Source organism: Rhizobium sp. LC145 (assembly GCF_001005825.1).
Lineage (GTDB): Bacteria > Pseudomonadota > Alphaproteobacteria > Rhizobiales > Rhizobiaceae > Neorhizobium.
On sequence record NZ_LBHV01000002.1, the window covers coordinates 48,347 to 63,360 of the forward strand.

17 protein-coding genes and 1 pseudogene are annotated in these 15,014 nt (G+C 59.9%); 14 read left to right on the plus strand and 4 right to left on the minus strand.

All coding sequences use genetic code 11. The annotated features are described in order from the left end of the window. Positions 1-388: 388 nt before the first annotated feature. Positions 389-2,165: pseudogene (locus YH62_RS31110) on the minus strand (oleate hydratase). 333 nt (positions 2,166-2,498) lie between these two features. On the opposite strand from YH62_RS31110, the gene YH62_RS05025 reads away from it, so the two are divergent. Beyond that, on the plus strand, positions 2,499-2,789 hold the full coding sequence (locus tag YH62_RS05025; RefSeq protein ID WP_046793668.1) for an addiction module antidote protein: 291 nt from the start codon (positions 2,499-2,501) through the stop codon (positions 2,787-2,789). Positions 2,790-2,831: 42 nt separating this feature from the next. Next, on the plus strand, positions 2,832-3,017 hold the full coding sequence (locus YH62_RS05030; RefSeq protein WP_046793100.1) for a Fic family protein: 186 nt from the start codon (positions 2,832-2,834) through the stop codon (positions 3,015-3,017). Between the two features lie 222 nt (positions 3,018-3,239). Here the strand turns inward: YH62_RS05030 and YH62_RS05035 are convergent, their stop codons facing one another. Then, complete coding sequence (locus tag YH62_RS05035; RefSeq protein ID WP_046793101.1) at positions 3,240-3,971, minus strand: phosphotransferase; 732 nt, start codon at positions 3,969-3,971, stop codon at positions 3,240-3,242. Between the two features lie 31 nt (positions 3,972-4,002). On the opposite strand from YH62_RS05035, the gene YH62_RS30440 reads away from it, so the two are divergent. The 9 genes from YH62_RS30440 to YH62_RS05075 all read left to right on the plus strand — a co-directional run bounded on the left by YH62_RS30440 (position 4,003) and on the right by YH62_RS05075 (position 12,703). Next, positions 4,003-4,338 (plus strand): hypothetical protein, encoded by a 336-nt coding sequence (locus YH62_RS30440; protein ID WP_170986318.1) that lies wholly within the window; start codon positions 4,003-4,005, stop codon positions 4,336-4,338. Beyond that, entirely contained in the window at positions 4,302-5,336 is a 1,035-nt protein-coding gene (locus YH62_RS05040; protein ID WP_046793102.1) for an ABC transporter substrate-binding protein, read from the plus strand. The genes YH62_RS30440 and YH62_RS05040 overlap by 37 nt, the downstream gene beginning before the upstream one ends. A gap of 5 nt (positions 5,337-5,341) precedes the next feature. Next, the gene (locus tag YH62_RS05045) at positions 5,342-6,154 is read left to right on the plus strand and encodes an ABC transporter ATP-binding protein (protein WP_046793669.1); all 813 of its coding nucleotides are present in this window, start codon (positions 5,342-5,344) and stop codon (positions 6,152-6,154) included. Continuing rightward, positions 6,154-6,987, plus strand: coding sequence for an ABC transporter permease (locus YH62_RS05050; protein WP_046793103.1), 834 nt, complete (start codon positions 6,154-6,156; stop codon positions 6,985-6,987). The genes YH62_RS05045 and YH62_RS05050 overlap by 1 nt, the downstream gene beginning before the upstream one ends. A gap of 90 nt (positions 6,988-7,077) precedes the next feature. After that, positions 7,078-8,436 (plus strand): FAD-dependent oxidoreductase, encoded by a 1,359-nt coding sequence (locus YH62_RS05055; RefSeq protein WP_046793104.1) that lies wholly within the window; start codon positions 7,078-7,080, stop codon positions 8,434-8,436. Beyond that, positions 8,433-9,593, plus strand: a complete 1,161-nt coding sequence (locus YH62_RS05060; protein WP_046793105.1) for a CoA transferase — start codon at positions 8,433-8,435, stop codon at positions 9,591-9,593. Before YH62_RS05055 ends, YH62_RS05060 begins: the two co-directional genes overlap by 4 nt. After that, positions 9,590-10,363, plus strand: coding sequence for an enoyl-CoA hydratase-related protein (locus tag YH62_RS05065; RefSeq protein WP_046793106.1), 774 nt, complete (start codon positions 9,590-9,592; stop codon positions 10,361-10,363). The genes YH62_RS05060 and YH62_RS05065 overlap by 4 nt, the downstream gene beginning before the upstream one ends. Positions 10,364-10,400: 37 nt before the next feature. Continuing rightward, positions 10,401-11,324, plus strand: a complete 924-nt coding sequence (locus YH62_RS05070) for a LysR family transcriptional regulator (RefSeq protein WP_046793107.1) — start codon at positions 10,401-10,403, stop codon at positions 11,322-11,324. Then, a complete protein-coding gene (locus tag YH62_RS05075) occupies positions 11,321-12,703 on the plus strand; it encodes an amidohydrolase family protein (RefSeq protein WP_046793108.1) in 1,383 nt (460 codons plus the stop codon). Before YH62_RS05070 ends, YH62_RS05075 begins: the two co-directional genes overlap by 4 nt. A 106-nt stretch (positions 12,704-12,809) precedes the next feature. Here the strand turns inward: YH62_RS05075 and fdxA are convergent, their stop codons facing one another. Beyond that, positions 12,810-13,154, minus strand: coding sequence for a ferredoxin (gene fdxA, locus YH62_RS05080; protein ID WP_046793109.1), 345 nt, complete (start codon positions 13,152-13,154; stop codon positions 12,810-12,812). A gap of 321 nt (positions 13,155-13,475) precedes the next feature. On the opposite strand from fdxA, the gene YH62_RS05085 reads away from it, so the two are divergent. The 3 genes from YH62_RS05085 to YH62_RS05095 all read left to right on the plus strand — a co-directional run bounded on the left by YH62_RS05085 (position 13,476) and on the right by YH62_RS05095 (position 14,661). Then, entirely contained in the window at positions 13,476-13,721 is a 246-nt protein-coding gene (locus YH62_RS05085; protein ID WP_046793110.1) for a type II toxin-antitoxin system VapB family antitoxin, read from the plus strand. Next, positions 13,718-14,155 carry a type II toxin-antitoxin system VapC family toxin gene (locus YH62_RS05090; RefSeq protein ID WP_170986319.1) on the plus strand — a complete coding sequence of 146 codons (438 nt, stop codon included), beginning with the start codon at positions 13,718-13,720 and terminating at the stop codon, positions 14,153-14,155. The genes YH62_RS05085 and YH62_RS05090 overlap by 4 nt, the downstream gene beginning before the upstream one ends. Before the next feature lie 326 nt (positions 14,156-14,481). Beyond that, complete coding sequence (locus YH62_RS05095; RefSeq protein WP_046793112.1) at positions 14,482-14,661, plus strand: hypothetical protein; 180 nt, start codon at positions 14,482-14,484, stop codon at positions 14,659-14,661. Positions 14,662-14,770: 109 nt separating this feature from the next. Here the strand turns inward: YH62_RS05095 and YH62_RS05100 are convergent, their stop codons facing one another. Beyond that, on the minus strand, positions 14,771-14,971 hold the full coding sequence (locus YH62_RS05100; RefSeq protein WP_046793113.1) for a cold-shock protein: 201 nt from the start codon (positions 14,969-14,971) through the stop codon (positions 14,771-14,773). Positions 14,972-15,014: the final 43 nt, after the last annotated feature.

Below are 15,014 nucleotides of genomic sequence, written 5' to 3' on the forward strand. Positions count from 1 at the left end.
GCACCAGGGTCTTTACATGGGTATCGATGCGCTCCAGCACGGCATCACGCTCCGGCAGCCCCCACCCGGGCGTCGATGCCCTGTGCGATCTCAGCGATAGCGTTCAGAAGAGCCGGCTCCGAAAGCCTGGCCGTTGGCGAATGCCTTCCAGCGAGCGAGCATCGGCGCCTTGAACACCCGCCCGCCCCCTGGCGACAAAGCCAAGTCATCGGCAGCCATATGGGCGCCAGGGCGGGCGCGTCGCCATCTCCCGGGTAGATCAGCGACCAGTTTTTGAGTGCATATCGCCATTCCCCTTCCCCTTCCCCATGACCATTGACCGGGCGAGCCGCCCGACGAACTCCAGTGCCGCTGTTGAGGCGAACTGACAACGGAGAACGTGTGGTTTTCATATCAGCTTTGCTTCGGCCAAAAGCTCTTCGATATAGGTGCCCTTGACCTTGGATAGTACCGCTTTTCCGATCAAACGGGTGACAATGGGCATCTCCACCTCATGTAGAGGCTTGCGATCGTTGAGGTGATAGAGTGCACTCAGCAGCACCCGGATGTCGAATGAGGATGCAAAAACCTCCGGCACGCCGCGATCGACGCCGGTCAAAGTATAAACCGCCTCCATCGCGGTACGCACCGAATATTCGGTGGTGAACACCGTATCCTTCTCAGTCTCGGCGAAATTGCCGATAAAGGCCAGGTTCTTCGATCTCTCCGGCACGACTAACGGCCGGTCGCCGGCGGCGCGCGGCATGAAATAGGAAGAAATGTAGGGCATGTTGCAAGGGATCGCGCGCGCCGAATTATGCGCGAAATCGTCGATTTCCTCCTCAGGCACACCCAGATGATAAAGCCACTCAGCACATAGTTCGGCACCGGTGCATTCGCGGATCGGCTTTTTGACGTAATCCCCCGGCTTGTCTGAAAACAGGCCATAGAGCCAAACGACAAGATCCTTCTGCGGATCCTGCGCGGCGAAATGGGGCTGCCGGCTCATCGAGAAACCGTATAGCCAGCTCGAATCCTTGATGCTGCACGGCCCTCCGGTTACGATCCTTCCCGAGCGCGGATCGCGGCCGGTAATCCGCTCGATGTAAGGGGCGATGCGGTCGTCGGTCAGAGTGACAGTCGCCGAGATCGTCCAATTCGCCTCTGGGATGTTCTCGCAGAACTTTTCAGGGCGGCCGAATGAACGGTCGCGCGCCGCCATGTTCTTCCACAGCGACCAAGCGCCGCCGCGGTCTGTGACGATCGGTGCCGGCGTTTCATTGTCACCGTAGGTCGAGCTTTCGGTGATCGAGCCGTTGGTGACGAATACCAGGTCTTTAGGCGCGACGTCGATTTTGGCGGGCTTGTCCGCTTACCGTAAGATTGATGGTGGTCGCCACCTTCTCTCCTGCGGCTTCGGTGACCAGGATATCATCGACCTGCGTGTCGTACTGGAATGTTACGCCGTGTCCCTCAAGATAACTAACGAGCGGCCGGATAAGCGATTCATACTGGTTATAATAGGTGAAGCGCAGCGAACTGAGGTCGGCGAGCGTCGACACATGATGAACGAAGCGCAGGATATAGCGCCGCATCTCAAGTGCGCTGGCCCAAGGCTCAAATGCGAACATCGTTGCCCAGTAGAGCCAGAAGTTGGAAGCAAAGAACTCCTCGGTAAAGACCTCGTCGATGCGCTTGTCATCGAGATCCTGCTCCCGCATCAGCGCGAGCGCGACAAGCTCCTCGACCGCTTTCGGCGTCAGCGTCAGGTCCGGCATCTGTTCGATGGGCTCACCCCGCTTGTGGATAGCCCGGCGCGGGTTGGTGGCGGGGTCCGTCTTGTGCAGCCAGTACATCTCGTCCAGAACGGAAGCGTCTGGCGTCCGAAGCGAGGGGATCGAACGGAACAGGTCCCATAGCGTCTCGAAATGCGCCTCCATTTCCCGCCCGCCACGGATGATGAAGCCTTTATGTTCGTCGAGTATGCCGTCCATACTACCGCCCGGCAAAGCGAGTTCCTCGAAAATCGTGATGGCGGAACCTGGCATCTGCGCGTCCCGGATCAGGAACGCGGCACCAGACAGCGAGGCGAGGCCCGCACCGACGAAATAGGCACGGCGACCGTCGATCCCTTCCGGCTTGAGAGGGCGGGCAAACGCCTCGAAGTTACCGCTTGTTCTGTACATCTCGAACTCCGTTGGTTGTATCGGACGTGCCTGTGTTCGAGCATGCCGTATGGGTCTTGGAGTGGCAGCTCGCGAAGCATTCAAGCCTATAGTCACGCCGGGATCAAATGACACTGGCAGCGTAAGGAATGGAACGACTTTGGACGGCTCGAAATCCGACGCAGCAAGGTTGTCGTGCAGATCAGGAAGGACAGGACCATGCGAAAGGGCGACAGTGTTGCCGTTTTCTATACCCCTCAAATCCAGAGGGCAGCGTCACCGTCTCGATCACGAGCGAGACCGACGCGGAGACGGTCAAGGCCAAAGAGATCGCCGCCCAATGGAGTGATAATGATGGCTGAGAAATTCTATGATTTCGACGTAGCAGAAATGCTGACGAGCGACGAGGCTATCGAAGCCTTTCTCGCAGAGGCTATGGAGGCAGGAGATCCCAAACTGATTGCGTCTGCCCTTGGCACGATCGCGCGTGCAAAAGGCATGACTCAAATTTCTCGTGACACTGGGCTGAGCCGTGAACACCTGTATCGCTCCCTGAGCCCAAACGGAAATCCGACGCTTGAGACAACCATCGCGGTTCTGAAGGCCATCGGTTTCCATCTAACGCCGAAGCACAATGCTGCCTGACGGGAGGCGAATGGGCCGGTCATCTCAGGCATGAAACCTTCCATGTCGGATATCGAATCCCGCAATTTCTTGCGGGGCCTTAATCGCGACACCGCCGCAACGGAAGCGGTCGATGCCTTGGCACGGATGAACTCCACTCATCCTTTCCGCGAAGGCAACGGCCGGACCCTGGTTGAATTCTTCGTACCCTGGCCGAAAGGGCTAGGTATTCGTTCGAATTCGGCGTGATTTCCGACGAGAGCATGGCGTTCGTCTCAGTCGCCGCCCACAAGTGCAACGATCTGGCGTCCATGCGTCGCATGTTCGCGGAAATCCTCCGGCATGGATGGTGCGAAAGGCGCCACCCGTTACCATCGATATTCCATAGCCGAAAGGGAAGCGGTTAGACGACGCTGAGCTCAAGCCAGGAGCAATGGGACGCATGAAGGTGCCGCGCAAGGAAGCTGGTGGCTAGACGGCCCGAACCTGCGCCAGCCGCTTGACGGCGTATTCGTCCCTCCAGCAGACAGCGGCCTCCCAGGCCGCCGATGCCTGTTCGGCGATGTCCCATGCGTGTGCATCGAGATCAGCTGCATTGTGGGGCAGTTCTAGGTCAAGATCAGGAACGTCGACATGTGATTCGTCCCAGTCGATGAGCGCGACCCGGCCGGCACTCAGGAGTATGTTGCGTGGATTAGCGTCACCGTGGACGACGCATGTCTGACGGCCTGCAAGCCGCGCCCAGGCCGCCCGGCATCGAGCAACGCCCTCGGGTGGCATTGCGGTGAGATCGATGCGCGTCCCCCGGTCAACTTGCAGCAGGTCGGTAGAGGATTTCCAGCCCGGACGCTGCGGCCAACCCTGCGTCAGTCGATGCAGTTGACGCAGCGTGTCGGCCACGCGGCGCCAGTCGTCCGCTGTCTCAGGCGGCCCGCCCTCTAGGTATTGCATCACCAACAGGCCATCGACGAACATCCGGCCATCCATCGTCGGGATAGGTAACGGGACCGTCATGCCGTTTCGGTCAAGGTGCTGGAGGAGCTCTGTCTCCCAACCCAGATCAGCGTTGCTGCGAGTGCCAAGGCGGGCGACTGCAAGCTGCCCACCAATTTGCACGCTCCAAACATCATTGGCGACACCGCCAGTCAGTGGTTGCAGGCGGCGAGCGTCTTTCCCCCAATATTCGAGTGCATTCCATCCCATTGGCAACACTTTCAAGGCTTCAGGTCAATTGATGGATATCGCCGACACGCTCGAAACGGTGCCGGCCGTGTCGGTAATGATCCCAACGGATAGGTGTTCGCGGTTATCCTCCCTCGTTCTCCGGACCACTGTGATCGATTGTCTGGAGCGGACGGAACATAACAGCTCTGCAGCCGAGCTGCCCATGCTGCCTTTACAGTCATTCGTCAGCCATTTGAGCGCGTTGCCAATTTGGCAATCGATTGAACTAAAAATTATTCTTTATACGAACGCTCCGTTAGGTGATGATCAATTCAATCAAACGTCTTTTGCAAAAAAGAGGGGAATAAAATGTCAGACCTTAGCATCAACAGACGTGGTTTCATGAAGACGGCAGCGGCCATTGGTGGTCTTGCCGCCGCGCAGACTCTCCTGTCGGTTCGACCCGGTTCCGCCGGTGAACCCGCTAAAATCCGCATGCAGCTCGGCTGGCTCGCCTCCAACGGTCTCCTTGGCGAGATCGTTGCGATCAAGAAAGGCTACTATTCCGAACATGGGCTCGATCTGGAGATCGTCCCTGGCGGACCGAATGTCGACGGCGTTGCCGGCGTCGCGGCCGGTCAAGCGTCGATCGGACAAATCTCTTCGAGCCCCTCCGTCATGCTGGCGCGTGGCGCCGGCGTTCCGATCAAAGCGATTGCAGTCGGCTATCAGCAACACCCCTATGCCTACTTCTCCAGAAAGGCCAAGCCGGTTCGAAGCGCCCAGGATATGATCGGCAAGACGCTTGCAATCCAGCCGACTGGCGCGGTTCTGCTGCGCGCGCTCCTGACCAAGAACGGTGTCCCCGAAGACCAGGTCAACGTCGTCAACATGGGTGCAGACATGAACCAGCTCGTGACCGGCCAGGCCGATGTCGTGGTGGGCTGGATCACCAACACGAATGCACTCAAGGTTCTCGGCGATGACAGAATCGATCTGATGCTGTGGGACGCGGGCATACAGCTTTACGCCAACGTCTATTACACGACCGACCAAGAACTTGCGGATCATTCCGAAGAACTAGCCGGCTTCATTTCGGCGACCGCCAAGGGGTGGGGCTATGCACGCGATAACCAAAGCGAGGCTGTCGATCTCCTGATCGACGCCTATCCCAACCTCGACAAGACAAGCGAACTCGAGACGATCGGACCGCTGATGAAGTTCGCTTTCAACGAGACGACGAAGGTGGATGGTTGGGGAACCATGACTGAGGAAAATTGGGCAGCGCAGATCAAGACCTACGCTGATCTCGACCAGTTCAAAGAGACGGTTCCGACTGTCGAGGATGTCATGACCCTTTCGATCCTCGAGGCGACTGCCGATATCCGCAAGCAGGTCGGGTGATCGCCATGCCGATCACTCTGAAGCAGAATTACGCCGCCCCGCCCACTGACGGGACACCGCCGGCTGTTTCCGTAAGCAACCTTCACATCCGCTTCGGCAATGAAGGCTCCGAATTCACTGCCCTGCAGGATGTTTCCATGCAGATCCAGGAAGGAGCGCTGGTGACGATGCTCGGCCCCTCCGGGTGCGGAAAATCGACTCTGCTCCGGTGCATCGCCGATCTGGTGCACATCAGCGACGGCTCGGTCTCGGTGCTTGGCCAAATGCCGCGCAAGGCGCGGGAAGGGCGCGATTTCGCCTTCGTCTTTCAAGACGCAACCCTATTGCCCTGGCGCTCGGCCATCGAGAATGTGCGCCTGCCAATGGAGGTTGGAAGGCGGGATTCCGACACAACCTTCGCCGATCCGGAGCAGCTTCTGGCTCTTGTCGGATTGAAGGGCCGCGAAAACGCCCTGCCGCACGAGTTGTCGGGTGGGCAGCGCCAGCGGGTGGCGATTGCACGCGCCCTTGTGACGCGACCGCGCATCCTCCTGATGGACGAGCCGTTCGGCGCTCTGGACGAGATCACGCGCGACAAGCTTAACGAGGAGCTCCTGCGGCTCTGGCAGGAAACGGGTACGACGATCCTCTTCGTCACCCACTCGATTCCCGAGGCCGTCTTTCTTGGCCAATACGTTCTCATGCTCGCCTCTCATCCCGGCCGGGTGAAGGAGTTCATGAAGATCGATCTGCCTGGTCCGCGTACTCTGGCCATGCGCGACACGGTGGAGTTCATCCGGATCACCGCGCAGTTACGCGCCCTGCTGGAGCAATGCTGATGACCGACACCATTCATTCGGCAGAAAATACCGTGCCCGTGTCGACCAAGAAGGCCGCCGCAGCCAATAAACTACTCGCTCCGTTGCTCGACAACCTGCCTGCTGCGCTTGCGATCGTCGGCTGTATTTTACTGTGGCAACTAATCGTCTGGGGGTTCTCGGTTCCGACCTTCATGGCGCCGAGCCCGGTTGAGGTGCTCTACGCGTTCAAGGAAAACGCCGGCATCCTTTGGACCAACCTGCTGCCGACCCTGATGGAAGCGGCCTTGGGTTTCGTCTTCGGCAATCTCGTCGCGGTGCTGCTCGCCGTCTGGTTCGTCTATAGCCCGCTCGCCGAGAAGGCCTTCTATCCAATCGCTGTGATCATCAAGTCGATCCCGATCATCGCGCTCGCGCCAATCCTTGTTCTGCTTGTGGGCAACGGGTTCGCGCCGAAGATCATCATCGCCGGCCTGATCTGCTTTTTCCCGACGCTGGTCAACATGGTGCAGGGCCTGAAATCCACCAGCCCGGCAATGCTGGACCTCATGCGAGTGTTGTCGGCGAGCAATTCGGAGATCTTTTGGAAGGTCCGCCTGCCGGCCTCGCTGCCGTTCCTCTTTGCCGCGCTCAAGATCGCCGCGACCAGCAGCGTCATGGGGGCCATTGTCGCGGAGTGGATCGGGTCGAGCTTCGGCCTTGGCGCCCTCATCATCGAGGCGACCTACAATTTCCGCTCGCCGCTGCTTTACGCGACGGTGGTGATCGCGGCAACGCTTGCGGTGGTGCTCTTCTTTGCCGTCTCGATCGTCGAGAAAAAGGTCATTCGCTGGAAGCCGGCTGCGCACGATTGATTTCGATTTCATGTCGTCCGTTCAACCGAGTGCGGCGGTCGCCGCCCGCTGTCGCTATTGCGTCGGTCTGCCCGACAGGAGGAAAACACAATGAACAATACGATCAGAGTACCAGAGGGGGCTGCGGCAGTCGTCGATCGCTCCGATGTCGTTGTCGTCGGCGGGGGGCCGGCGGGAATTTCCGCAGCTGTTTCCGCAGCCCGCAACGGCGCGAGCGTGACACTTGTCGAACGTTATCCCTATGCCGGCGGCCTGGCCGCGGGAGGTATGGTGCTCGTGCTTGACGATATGGTGAACGGGCTCGAAATCACCGTGCAGGGCATCTGCACGGAGATGATCGAACGCATGCGCAAGAAGAACCTTTGCGTCGTGCCCGATGAGAACGATCGCCAGCTCGATGCTCGCGACCTGCCGGAAAGCTGGCGGCGCTGGGCGCGCTGGGGGCTTTTCGACTTCCACACGCCTTCTGCGCCGCATCCGATCTGCTACGCCGCCGCTTTTGACCCGGATGCATTCAAGCAGACAGCTTACGATCTGTTCGCGGAAACGCGCGTCAAGCTGCGCACCCACAGCTGGTTCTCCTCGGCGATTGTCGAGGATGGTGTGATCAAGGGCGTCATTTGCCAGACCAAGGCGGGCCTCGAGGCAATCATGGGCAGCGTCGTGATCGACGCGACCGGCGACCTCGACGTTGCGGCGAACGCGGGCGCCGCCCATGTCGAGGACAGCTTCATCCTCACCACCGTCTCGCGCTGGGGCGGGGTCGACACCGAGGCGGCAGAGCGCTTCGAATTCGAGGAGCCGGCGCGCTTCAAGGTGCTCGATCATGAGGCCAAGCGTTTGATCGGCGGCTGCTGGGCTTATTGGTGGCTGAAGACCCCGCTGCCGGGTGTCGTTTGGCTCAACTGCCCGCACATGCCGAAGCTCTCCGGCCTGAAGGTTGAAGACCTGACGGCGGCTGAACTCGAAGGCCGAGCCCGCATGGGCCGCTTGCTGGAATTTGCTCGCGAGAAGCTTCCCGGTTTCGAGAACGCCTTTGTAGTCGATTTCGCGCCCCAGACGGGCGTGCGCCAGACGCGCATGCTGCAGGGCGAGTATGTAGTGACCAAGGAGGACGTCATAAACCGCCGGCATTTCGCCGACACGGTTTGCCGCGGCCGCGACTACTATACGCCCTATCGCGCGCTGCTTCCGAAGGAGATCGACCAGCTCCTCGTGGCAGGCCGTCACTATTCGGCGACGCCGCAGGCGCAAAAGTCAAGCCGTGAGATCCCGCCCTGCATGGCCATGGGCGAGGCTGCCGGCATCGCCGCGACGGTGGCGCTCAACGCCGGCACGACCGTTCGTAAAGCCGATATCAGAACCATTCAGAAACTGATGCGGGCGCAAGGGGCCGATCCTGGCGACATTCCGTCCGCGAACGCCAGCTACCTGGAGGCAGCGGAATGACAAACCTCCCCCTTTCCGGCATCCGCGTGATCGACTTCACGCAGGTGATGCTCGGTCCGTGCTGCACGCAGATGCTCGCCGACTACGGCGCCGACGTCATCAAGATCGAAAAGGAGAAGATCGGCGACCTGTCGCGCTGGTCGCTCGGTTCCGATCCGGACGGGCTGAACAATCCTGTCTTCTGCTCACTCAACCGCAACAAGCGTAGCCTTGCGCTCGACCTGAAGCGCGAGGACGCGCGCGCAGCGGTGCTCGCGCTCGTCGACGGGGCAGACGTGGTCGTCAACAACTTCCGTCCGGGCGTGATGGAGCGGATGGGCTTCGGCTACGCCGCCTTGAAGGCGCGCAATCCGCGGCTGATCTATGCGGTCGGCACAGGCTACGGCTTGACCGGGCCCTACGAACACAAGGGCGGGCAGGACGTGCTCGCCCAGGCGGTCTCGGGCGTGATGCGCCGAAAGTCCGACCAGAGCCATCCGCTCTCCATCTACGCCACGCCGCTGGCCGATTTCTCGGCTGGCATGCATCTCGTTCAGGGTATCCTGCTGGCGTTGCTTCATCGGGATAAGACTGGAGAGGGCCAGCAGGTCGCCGTCAGCCTCTACTCCTCGATGCTCGCCATGCAAATGCAGGAGGGTACCGTCCATATGATGCGCAACAAGGAACTCAACTGGGGCGCCTTCCCGCTGACCGGCGTGTTCGAGACGACTGACGGTGCCATCGTCATGGTCGGCGCCTTCAAGCAGAATCCGCTGCGCGACATCTGCGTGGCGCTGGAGATCGATGATCTGTCGCTTCAGCCCCGCTACGCCGATTTCGACTCCCAGATGGCGCACCGCCCTGAGCTTCAGGCGGTCTTCCGCGAAAACTTCGCGAAAAAGGCGACGGCGCACTGGATCGCGCGCCTGGAGGCGGTGGATATCCTTTGCGCACCTGTCCGCTCGATCGGAGAGGCGCTCGAAGACGAGCAGACGCTGATCAACAAGATGATCCTCGAAGCGGGCGAGACGGCCGCCGGTCCCATCCGCCTGATCGGTTCGCCGATCGACATGTCGGCAGCAACCGTTTCCGTCCGCATCGCGCCCCCGCGTCTTGGCGAACATAACGAGGAAATCCTTGGCGCGCTGAATGCCACCCGGCGGGGGAACGCGGCATGAGCGTCGAGTTCGCCGTTGCCGACCGCGTGGCGCGCGTCACGCTCAACCGTCCCGAACGCATGAACGCCGTCGATGCGACGACGGAACGGGAGCTGGACCGGATCTGGCGCGAGATCGAAGCCCGCGACGACGTCAGTTGCGTTGTGCTGACCGGGGCCGGGCCGAAGGCCTTCTGTGCCGGCGCCGACCTCAAGGGTGTCGGAAAATCTGGTGTCGATTACTGGGTCGAGAGCCGGCCCGACGGATTCGGCGGCCTGGCGTTCCGACGGTCCCTTGACGTGCCGGTGATCGCCCGCGTCAACGGCTTCGCGCTGGGCGGCGGCTTCGAGATGGTGCTCGGCTGCGATATCGTCATCGCCGCCGATACGGCACGCTTCGGCCTGCCGGAAGCGCGCGTCGGTCGCATGCCACTCGATGGCGGCATGGTGCTGCTACAGCGGAAGATCCCCTTCAATCGCGCTATGGCGGTGCTGATGACCGGCAAGCAGTTCAGTGCGGCAGAGATGTTCGAGTTCGGTATCGTCAACCAAGTCGTGCCGGCCGAAGGGCTGGACGAAGCAGTCGACCTCTGGGTTGCTGAGATCGTCGCCTGCGCACCGCTCTCGCTCAAGGCTATCAAGCAGACGGTAAACCGCACCGGGCACCTCTCGCCGGCCGAGGCCCAATCCTTAAGGACACCGGCTCTGATCAAGGCCTTACAGAGCGATGATGCGGCGGAAGGCGTTGCGGCATTCCAGCAAAAGCGTGCGCCGGTCTGGAGAGGCCGATAGACATGCGATAGACAGCAGCGTCGAACCGGGGAAGGGTATGCACGCAAGTATTTTAAAATATTTCGCCGCGGTAGCCCGCTCCGGTTCGATCCGCAAGGCTTCGGAAGAACTGCACGTCGCAACATCCGCGCTCAGCCGTCAGATCAAGAAGCTCGAGGATGAACTTGGGATTACGCTTTTCGAGCGTTTTTCTAACGGATTGCGCCTGACGGCAGCCGGGGAGGAGGTGTTGCGGCATGCAAAGGGAACGCTGCGGGAGTTTGAAATCCTGCGCAGCGATCTCGGCGCCATGCAGGGAAAGAAGACCGGCCGCGTGCGTGTGGCCTGCCTGGATAGCCTGACCGTCAAATTCCTGCCCGAGCAGGTGAGCGCGTTCCATGCGCAGCATCCCGCGGTCAGCTTCTACATACAGACAGCCGGTCATGGTAACATTACCAACTATGTCGCAAAGGGCGATGTCGATCTCGGATTGACCTTCGACCTTGCCCGGCCTGACGACACCGAGATGGTCTTTCGTGTCCCGATGCCGCTGGTGGCGTGCGTCGGCAAGAACCATCCTTTGGCGAAACACAAGACGGTTTCCCTTCTCCAGTGCTCGCAGTTCAATCTGCTTCTCCAACTCGACACGCAGCCGATCCGGTCGTTGATCGAGATCGAGCTCTCGGTGTTTGAGCGGACCGGGCGTTCCTTCGTCATCTCCAACAGTCAGATGATGCTCAAGCCCTTCATCATGTCGGGCCAGGGGGTGGCCTTCTTCACGCCGCTCGGCTTCATGGACGAAATCAAATCAGGCGATATCGTCCCGCTGCCGATCTCGGGATCACGGCTGCAGAACCTCCATATCGGCATTCTTGTGCAGAAACGGCGGCAATTGACGCATGCCGCCGAAGCCGTGATCGAGGCCTTCAGCCGTGGGCTCCAGAAATACAGCGACACCATCATTGAGGTTATACAGACTTGACCCAGAGCCCCGGTATACGTTTTCTGCCGCGGCCCGGCCATGAGCCCGCCCTGCACGACCGTCTACCGGCCAGAGTTCCAGCCGAGGCGCTGAGGCCAGGCGCACTCCTCATGCCCGCGCCCGTCAATGCCCATGATCACGGCTACGGTATCCGCACGCTCGATTTTGGCTGCGTCGACGATGCGCTCGAGGTCTGGATCCCGTCGCTACGCTTGCGGCCGCGCACCGATCCCTATCTGGAGGCGCTCGTAGCCTTCTCCCGGCTGGCGCTGACCGGCATCGGCGCGACCATGCATTGCCACAACTCGCTCAACGTCGACCGTCTGGTCGAGGAGGCCGGGGCAGTAATCCGGGCGGCATCCGAAGTCGGCATCCGGCTCGCCCTGTCTTGTCCGCTGCTCGATTTTGACCCTTGGGCCTATGACGGTGGGCCGCAGCGGTTGAGGCGCTTCCTGTCGACAGAGGACTGGTCGGTGCTCGCCCCTTCGGTCCCCCGCTATGCGCCGATCGCCCGCCAGATCGAGGCTGTCCTGCAGGTGGCGGCCGAAAACGACAATCCCATGATCGACGTGCAATTCGGGCCTATCGGCCCGCAATGGTGCTCGAACAGGCTTTTGGAAACCATCGCCGAGGTATCGGCGCTGCACAGCCGTCGTATCCACATGCACCTGCTCGAAAGCCCACGCCAGCGGCGTTGGCTCGACCGGCGCTTTCCACAGGGCGTGGTGCGCTATCTCGACGAGATCGGCTTCCTCTCGCCGCGGCTTGCCGTCGCCCACGGCGTCCAGCTTCACGAGGATGAACTGGATCTGCTTGCCGAGCGTGGCGTGCAGCTTGTATCCAACCCGTCGGCCAATCTCAGGCTGCGTTCGGGCGTCGCGCCCCTACCGACAATGACACGGAAGGGGCCTGAATTCGCCATCGGCCTCGACGGGACCGGATTCGACGACGACCAGGATCTCTGGCGCGAGCTGCGGCTGGCCTATCTGCTGCACGGCGGTCGCGAGGTTACCCGCAGTCTCACTGCGGCCGATCTGTTCGACGCCGCGATTTGGACCGGCGCGAAGGTCCTCAACATGCCGGCGGCTGAGGACTACGTGGTCATCGACTACGCAGCGCTCATTGCCGACAGTCTGTTTGACGACGTTGATGAGACGGAGGTTTTGATGGCCCGCATGAGCGGCGCACATGCCAAGGGATTAATCGTCGCGGGGCGGGAAATCATGCGTGACGGTCAGTTGATCCATATCGAATTCGAGGCCGCGCGACGGGAATTACTGGAGCAGGCACGCGGCGATTTGCCTCGATTGCAGGCGGAGCGCGCTAGCGCACTAGCGCTCGCACGAGCAACCCGCGACTTCTACACCGAGTGGGAATGACCACCCGCTTCTCGTTGTTCAAAAAATTCCAGCAATGTGCGCAGAGATTTTGTGCCAAGAAGCCGCACGAAGTTGGAGGGTTTCGCCGCGCGCCGCTCTCTTCCGATTATGAGTGCGATGCTGTCATGTTTTTCGGGAAGTCCGCTATGGAAGGATGATCCTTTGCCACGGAACGGCTTCGATCCCACCCGCCCGGGGATCCGATCCCGGTCACGGACGAATAAAAAAACTCGCGGTTAACGTCGAGGAACAGGCGGTTGTCGTCGGTGATCTCCTCATCCCAGACGATCGCATCGACAGGACAGATCGATAGGCAAAGGCCGCAATTGATGCATTCCTCGGGATGGATGTAGAACATCCGTCCGCCTTCATAAATGCTATCGACAGGGCAGGCGACGGTGCATGCGCCATCCTTGACGTCAATGCACGGCGCCGTGATAACGTAGGTCATGATGATCCCCTCCAGGCTTCTGCGAAACCAGAGCAGAAAACCTCCCAGATACTGTTCCAGAAACAGGTATTGTGGGGAAGTTCAGCTTTTTGCTTTAGAGATTGCCGAAAAGGCAACGCTGCAGACGTCCACGATAAACAACATCAAATCATGACGGGCTCGGACCGATGCTTGTGGCCCCGCTCAGGTTCACGGGGGGTGATGCGCGGCGGATGTCGCAATGCCATAAGCCGACGAAAAGTTCTTGATCGCTCTCGTTAGAATGGACTGGCTGAATATCCATAAATGTGATACTCGGATATCCACGAAGGAGATATCCAGATGCCGCTCTATGTTCGTGATGATGACGTGCTGTCCCTCGCCGTCGAATTGCAAAGACTTACTAATGCACCGAGCAAGACTGAGGCGGTTCGGCGCGCCCTGCGCCATGAGATCGAGCGCACCCGGAACGCCATGCCAATTCGCGAAAAGCTTGCCCGCGCGCGCGCCAAGGCGCAAGAGATTGGCCTTGGCGATCCCGATTTCGACATGAAGAAATACACCGACGAAATGTGGGGTGATATATGATGTTCATCGACGCCTCAGCTATCGTCGCTATCCTGAAGCCAGAAGCGGATGCGGATGAGCTGCTGGACAGGCTCGAGAAAAGCGACGGACCCTTTTTCGTTTCGCCGTTGGTTCGCTACGAGGCGACTGTGTCGCTTGCTCGCGCCCGGGCGCAACAAACAAAGAAGCCGACCGCTCCCACCCCGGAGATGCTCGAGATCGCCCGGGAGGCGGTCGACCTATTCGTGCAAGATATTGAAGCGCGCGAGATCGATATCTCCAGCGAGATTGGGAAACGCGCCCTCGATGTGGCCACAATCTACGGAAAGGCAATTGGCCATCCGGCAGATCTGAATTTTGGTGATTGCTTTGCGTACGCCTGCGCCAAAGCGTATCGGCTCAAGCTGCTGTACAAAGGCGACGATTTCGCAAAAACCGGCCTCGCGCTCATTTAGCGGATGCGTTCACGCCAGAGCACATAGATGTAGCCGCTTGCCAACATAACGCCTGCAATGCCTTGACGAGCGGCGCCAGAAACCAGATCAGCAGGCCTCCTGAAGAATGCGGTCCAATCGGTCACATCATGGTGGTAAAGAGGGCGACTCAGTTTAGAGCCACCATGCCAAGCGCACCAAATGTCCGTCCACGATGATTAGGCGGTCCATCGCTTTTCCGTCAGTCTGACGGCAGAACAGCACGCGAACGTAGCCATGAATTCTCCCTTGCCTGGGAGCGAGACTCACGGTTCAATTCTCCGGAACGGGTAAGGAATTAACGGCAGATGGCTTACATTGACCAGATCATCATGTTCTGCGCCGGTATGTGGATGACGGCGGCAGGCCTTGGCTATGTGAAGGTCAATACTCAAGTTCCGTGGGTTGTTAAAATCACACGGCATTTTCGATGGATGGGACCGTTGTTGATCGCCCTCTCCATTATACTGTTGTTTGAACCGCGCTAGTTTTCAAGTCGCCATCATCGACGATGATGCGATCGTACTTTGCACGGCAATGCCGACGCCGCTTGGAACAAGCGGCGTCGCTAAAGGGCCATTTAGCGCAGGGCGCCGATCAAGCCAGTGTGACGTTTTCCGCTTTCGACTTTCCGGTCTTGCGGTCCTGACCCAGCTCGTAGCTGACTTTGTCTCCGTCTCGGAGCGATCCACCTTGCACCGCCGACACGTGGACGAACACATCTGCTCCACCATTGTCGGGCGTGATGAACCCAAAACCCTTGTCCTGATTGAAAAACTTAACCGTACCGGTAGCCATAAACATCCTCGTGAGCTGAGCGGCATTCGTGCCGCGGGGGGAG

Excerpts from the sequence above, each read along its gene's own strand:
- YH62_RS05025 (WP_046793668.1), top strand. The coding sequence starts at position 2,499 with ATGGCTGAGAAATTCTATGATTTCGACGTAGCAGAAATGCTGACGAGC.
- YH62_RS05030 (WP_046793100.1), top strand. The coding sequence starts at position 2,832 with ATGTCGGATATCGAATCCCGCAATTTCTTGCGGGGCCTTAATCGCGAC.
- YH62_RS05035 (WP_046793101.1), bottom strand. The coding sequence starts at position 3,971 with ATGGGATGGAATGCACTCGAATATTGGGGGAAAGACGCTCGCCGCCTG.
- YH62_RS30440 (WP_170986318.1), top strand. The coding sequence starts at position 4,003 with ATGGATATCGCCGACACGCTCGAAACGGTGCCGGCCGTGTCGGTAATG.
- YH62_RS05040 (WP_046793102.1), top strand. The coding sequence starts at position 4,302 with ATGTCAGACCTTAGCATCAACAGACGTGGTTTCATGAAGACGGCAGCG.
- YH62_RS05045 (WP_046793669.1), top strand. The coding sequence starts at position 5,342 with ATGCCGATCACTCTGAAGCAGAATTACGCCGCCCCGCCCACTGACGGG.
- YH62_RS05050 (WP_046793103.1), top strand. The coding sequence starts at position 6,154 with ATGACCGACACCATTCATTCGGCAGAAAATACCGTGCCCGTGTCGACC.
- YH62_RS05055 (WP_046793104.1), top strand. The coding sequence starts at position 7,078 with ATGAACAATACGATCAGAGTACCAGAGGGGGCTGCGGCAGTCGTCGAT.
- YH62_RS05060 (WP_046793105.1), top strand. The coding sequence starts at position 8,433 with ATGACAAACCTCCCCCTTTCCGGCATCCGCGTGATCGACTTCACGCAG.
- YH62_RS05065 (WP_046793106.1), top strand. The coding sequence starts at position 9,590 with ATGAGCGTCGAGTTCGCCGTTGCCGACCGCGTGGCGCGCGTCACGCTC.
- YH62_RS05070 (WP_046793107.1), top strand. The coding sequence starts at position 10,401 with ATGCACGCAAGTATTTTAAAATATTTCGCCGCGGTAGCCCGCTCCGGT.
- fdxA (WP_046793109.1), bottom strand. The coding sequence starts at position 13,154 with ATGACCTACGTTATCACGGCGCCGTGCATTGACGTCAAGGATGGCGCA.
- YH62_RS05085 (WP_046793110.1), top strand. The coding sequence starts at position 13,476 with ATGCCGCTCTATGTTCGTGATGATGACGTGCTGTCCCTCGCCGTCGAA.
- YH62_RS05090 (WP_170986319.1), top strand. The coding sequence starts at position 13,718 with ATGATGTTCATCGACGCCTCAGCTATCGTCGCTATCCTGAAGCCAGAA.
- YH62_RS05095 (WP_046793112.1), top strand. The coding sequence starts at position 14,482 with ATGGCTTACATTGACCAGATCATCATGTTCTGCGCCGGTATGTGGATG.
- YH62_RS05100 (WP_046793113.1), bottom strand. The coding sequence starts at position 14,971 with ATGGCTACCGGTACGGTTAAGTTTTTCAATCAGGACAAGGGTTTTGGG.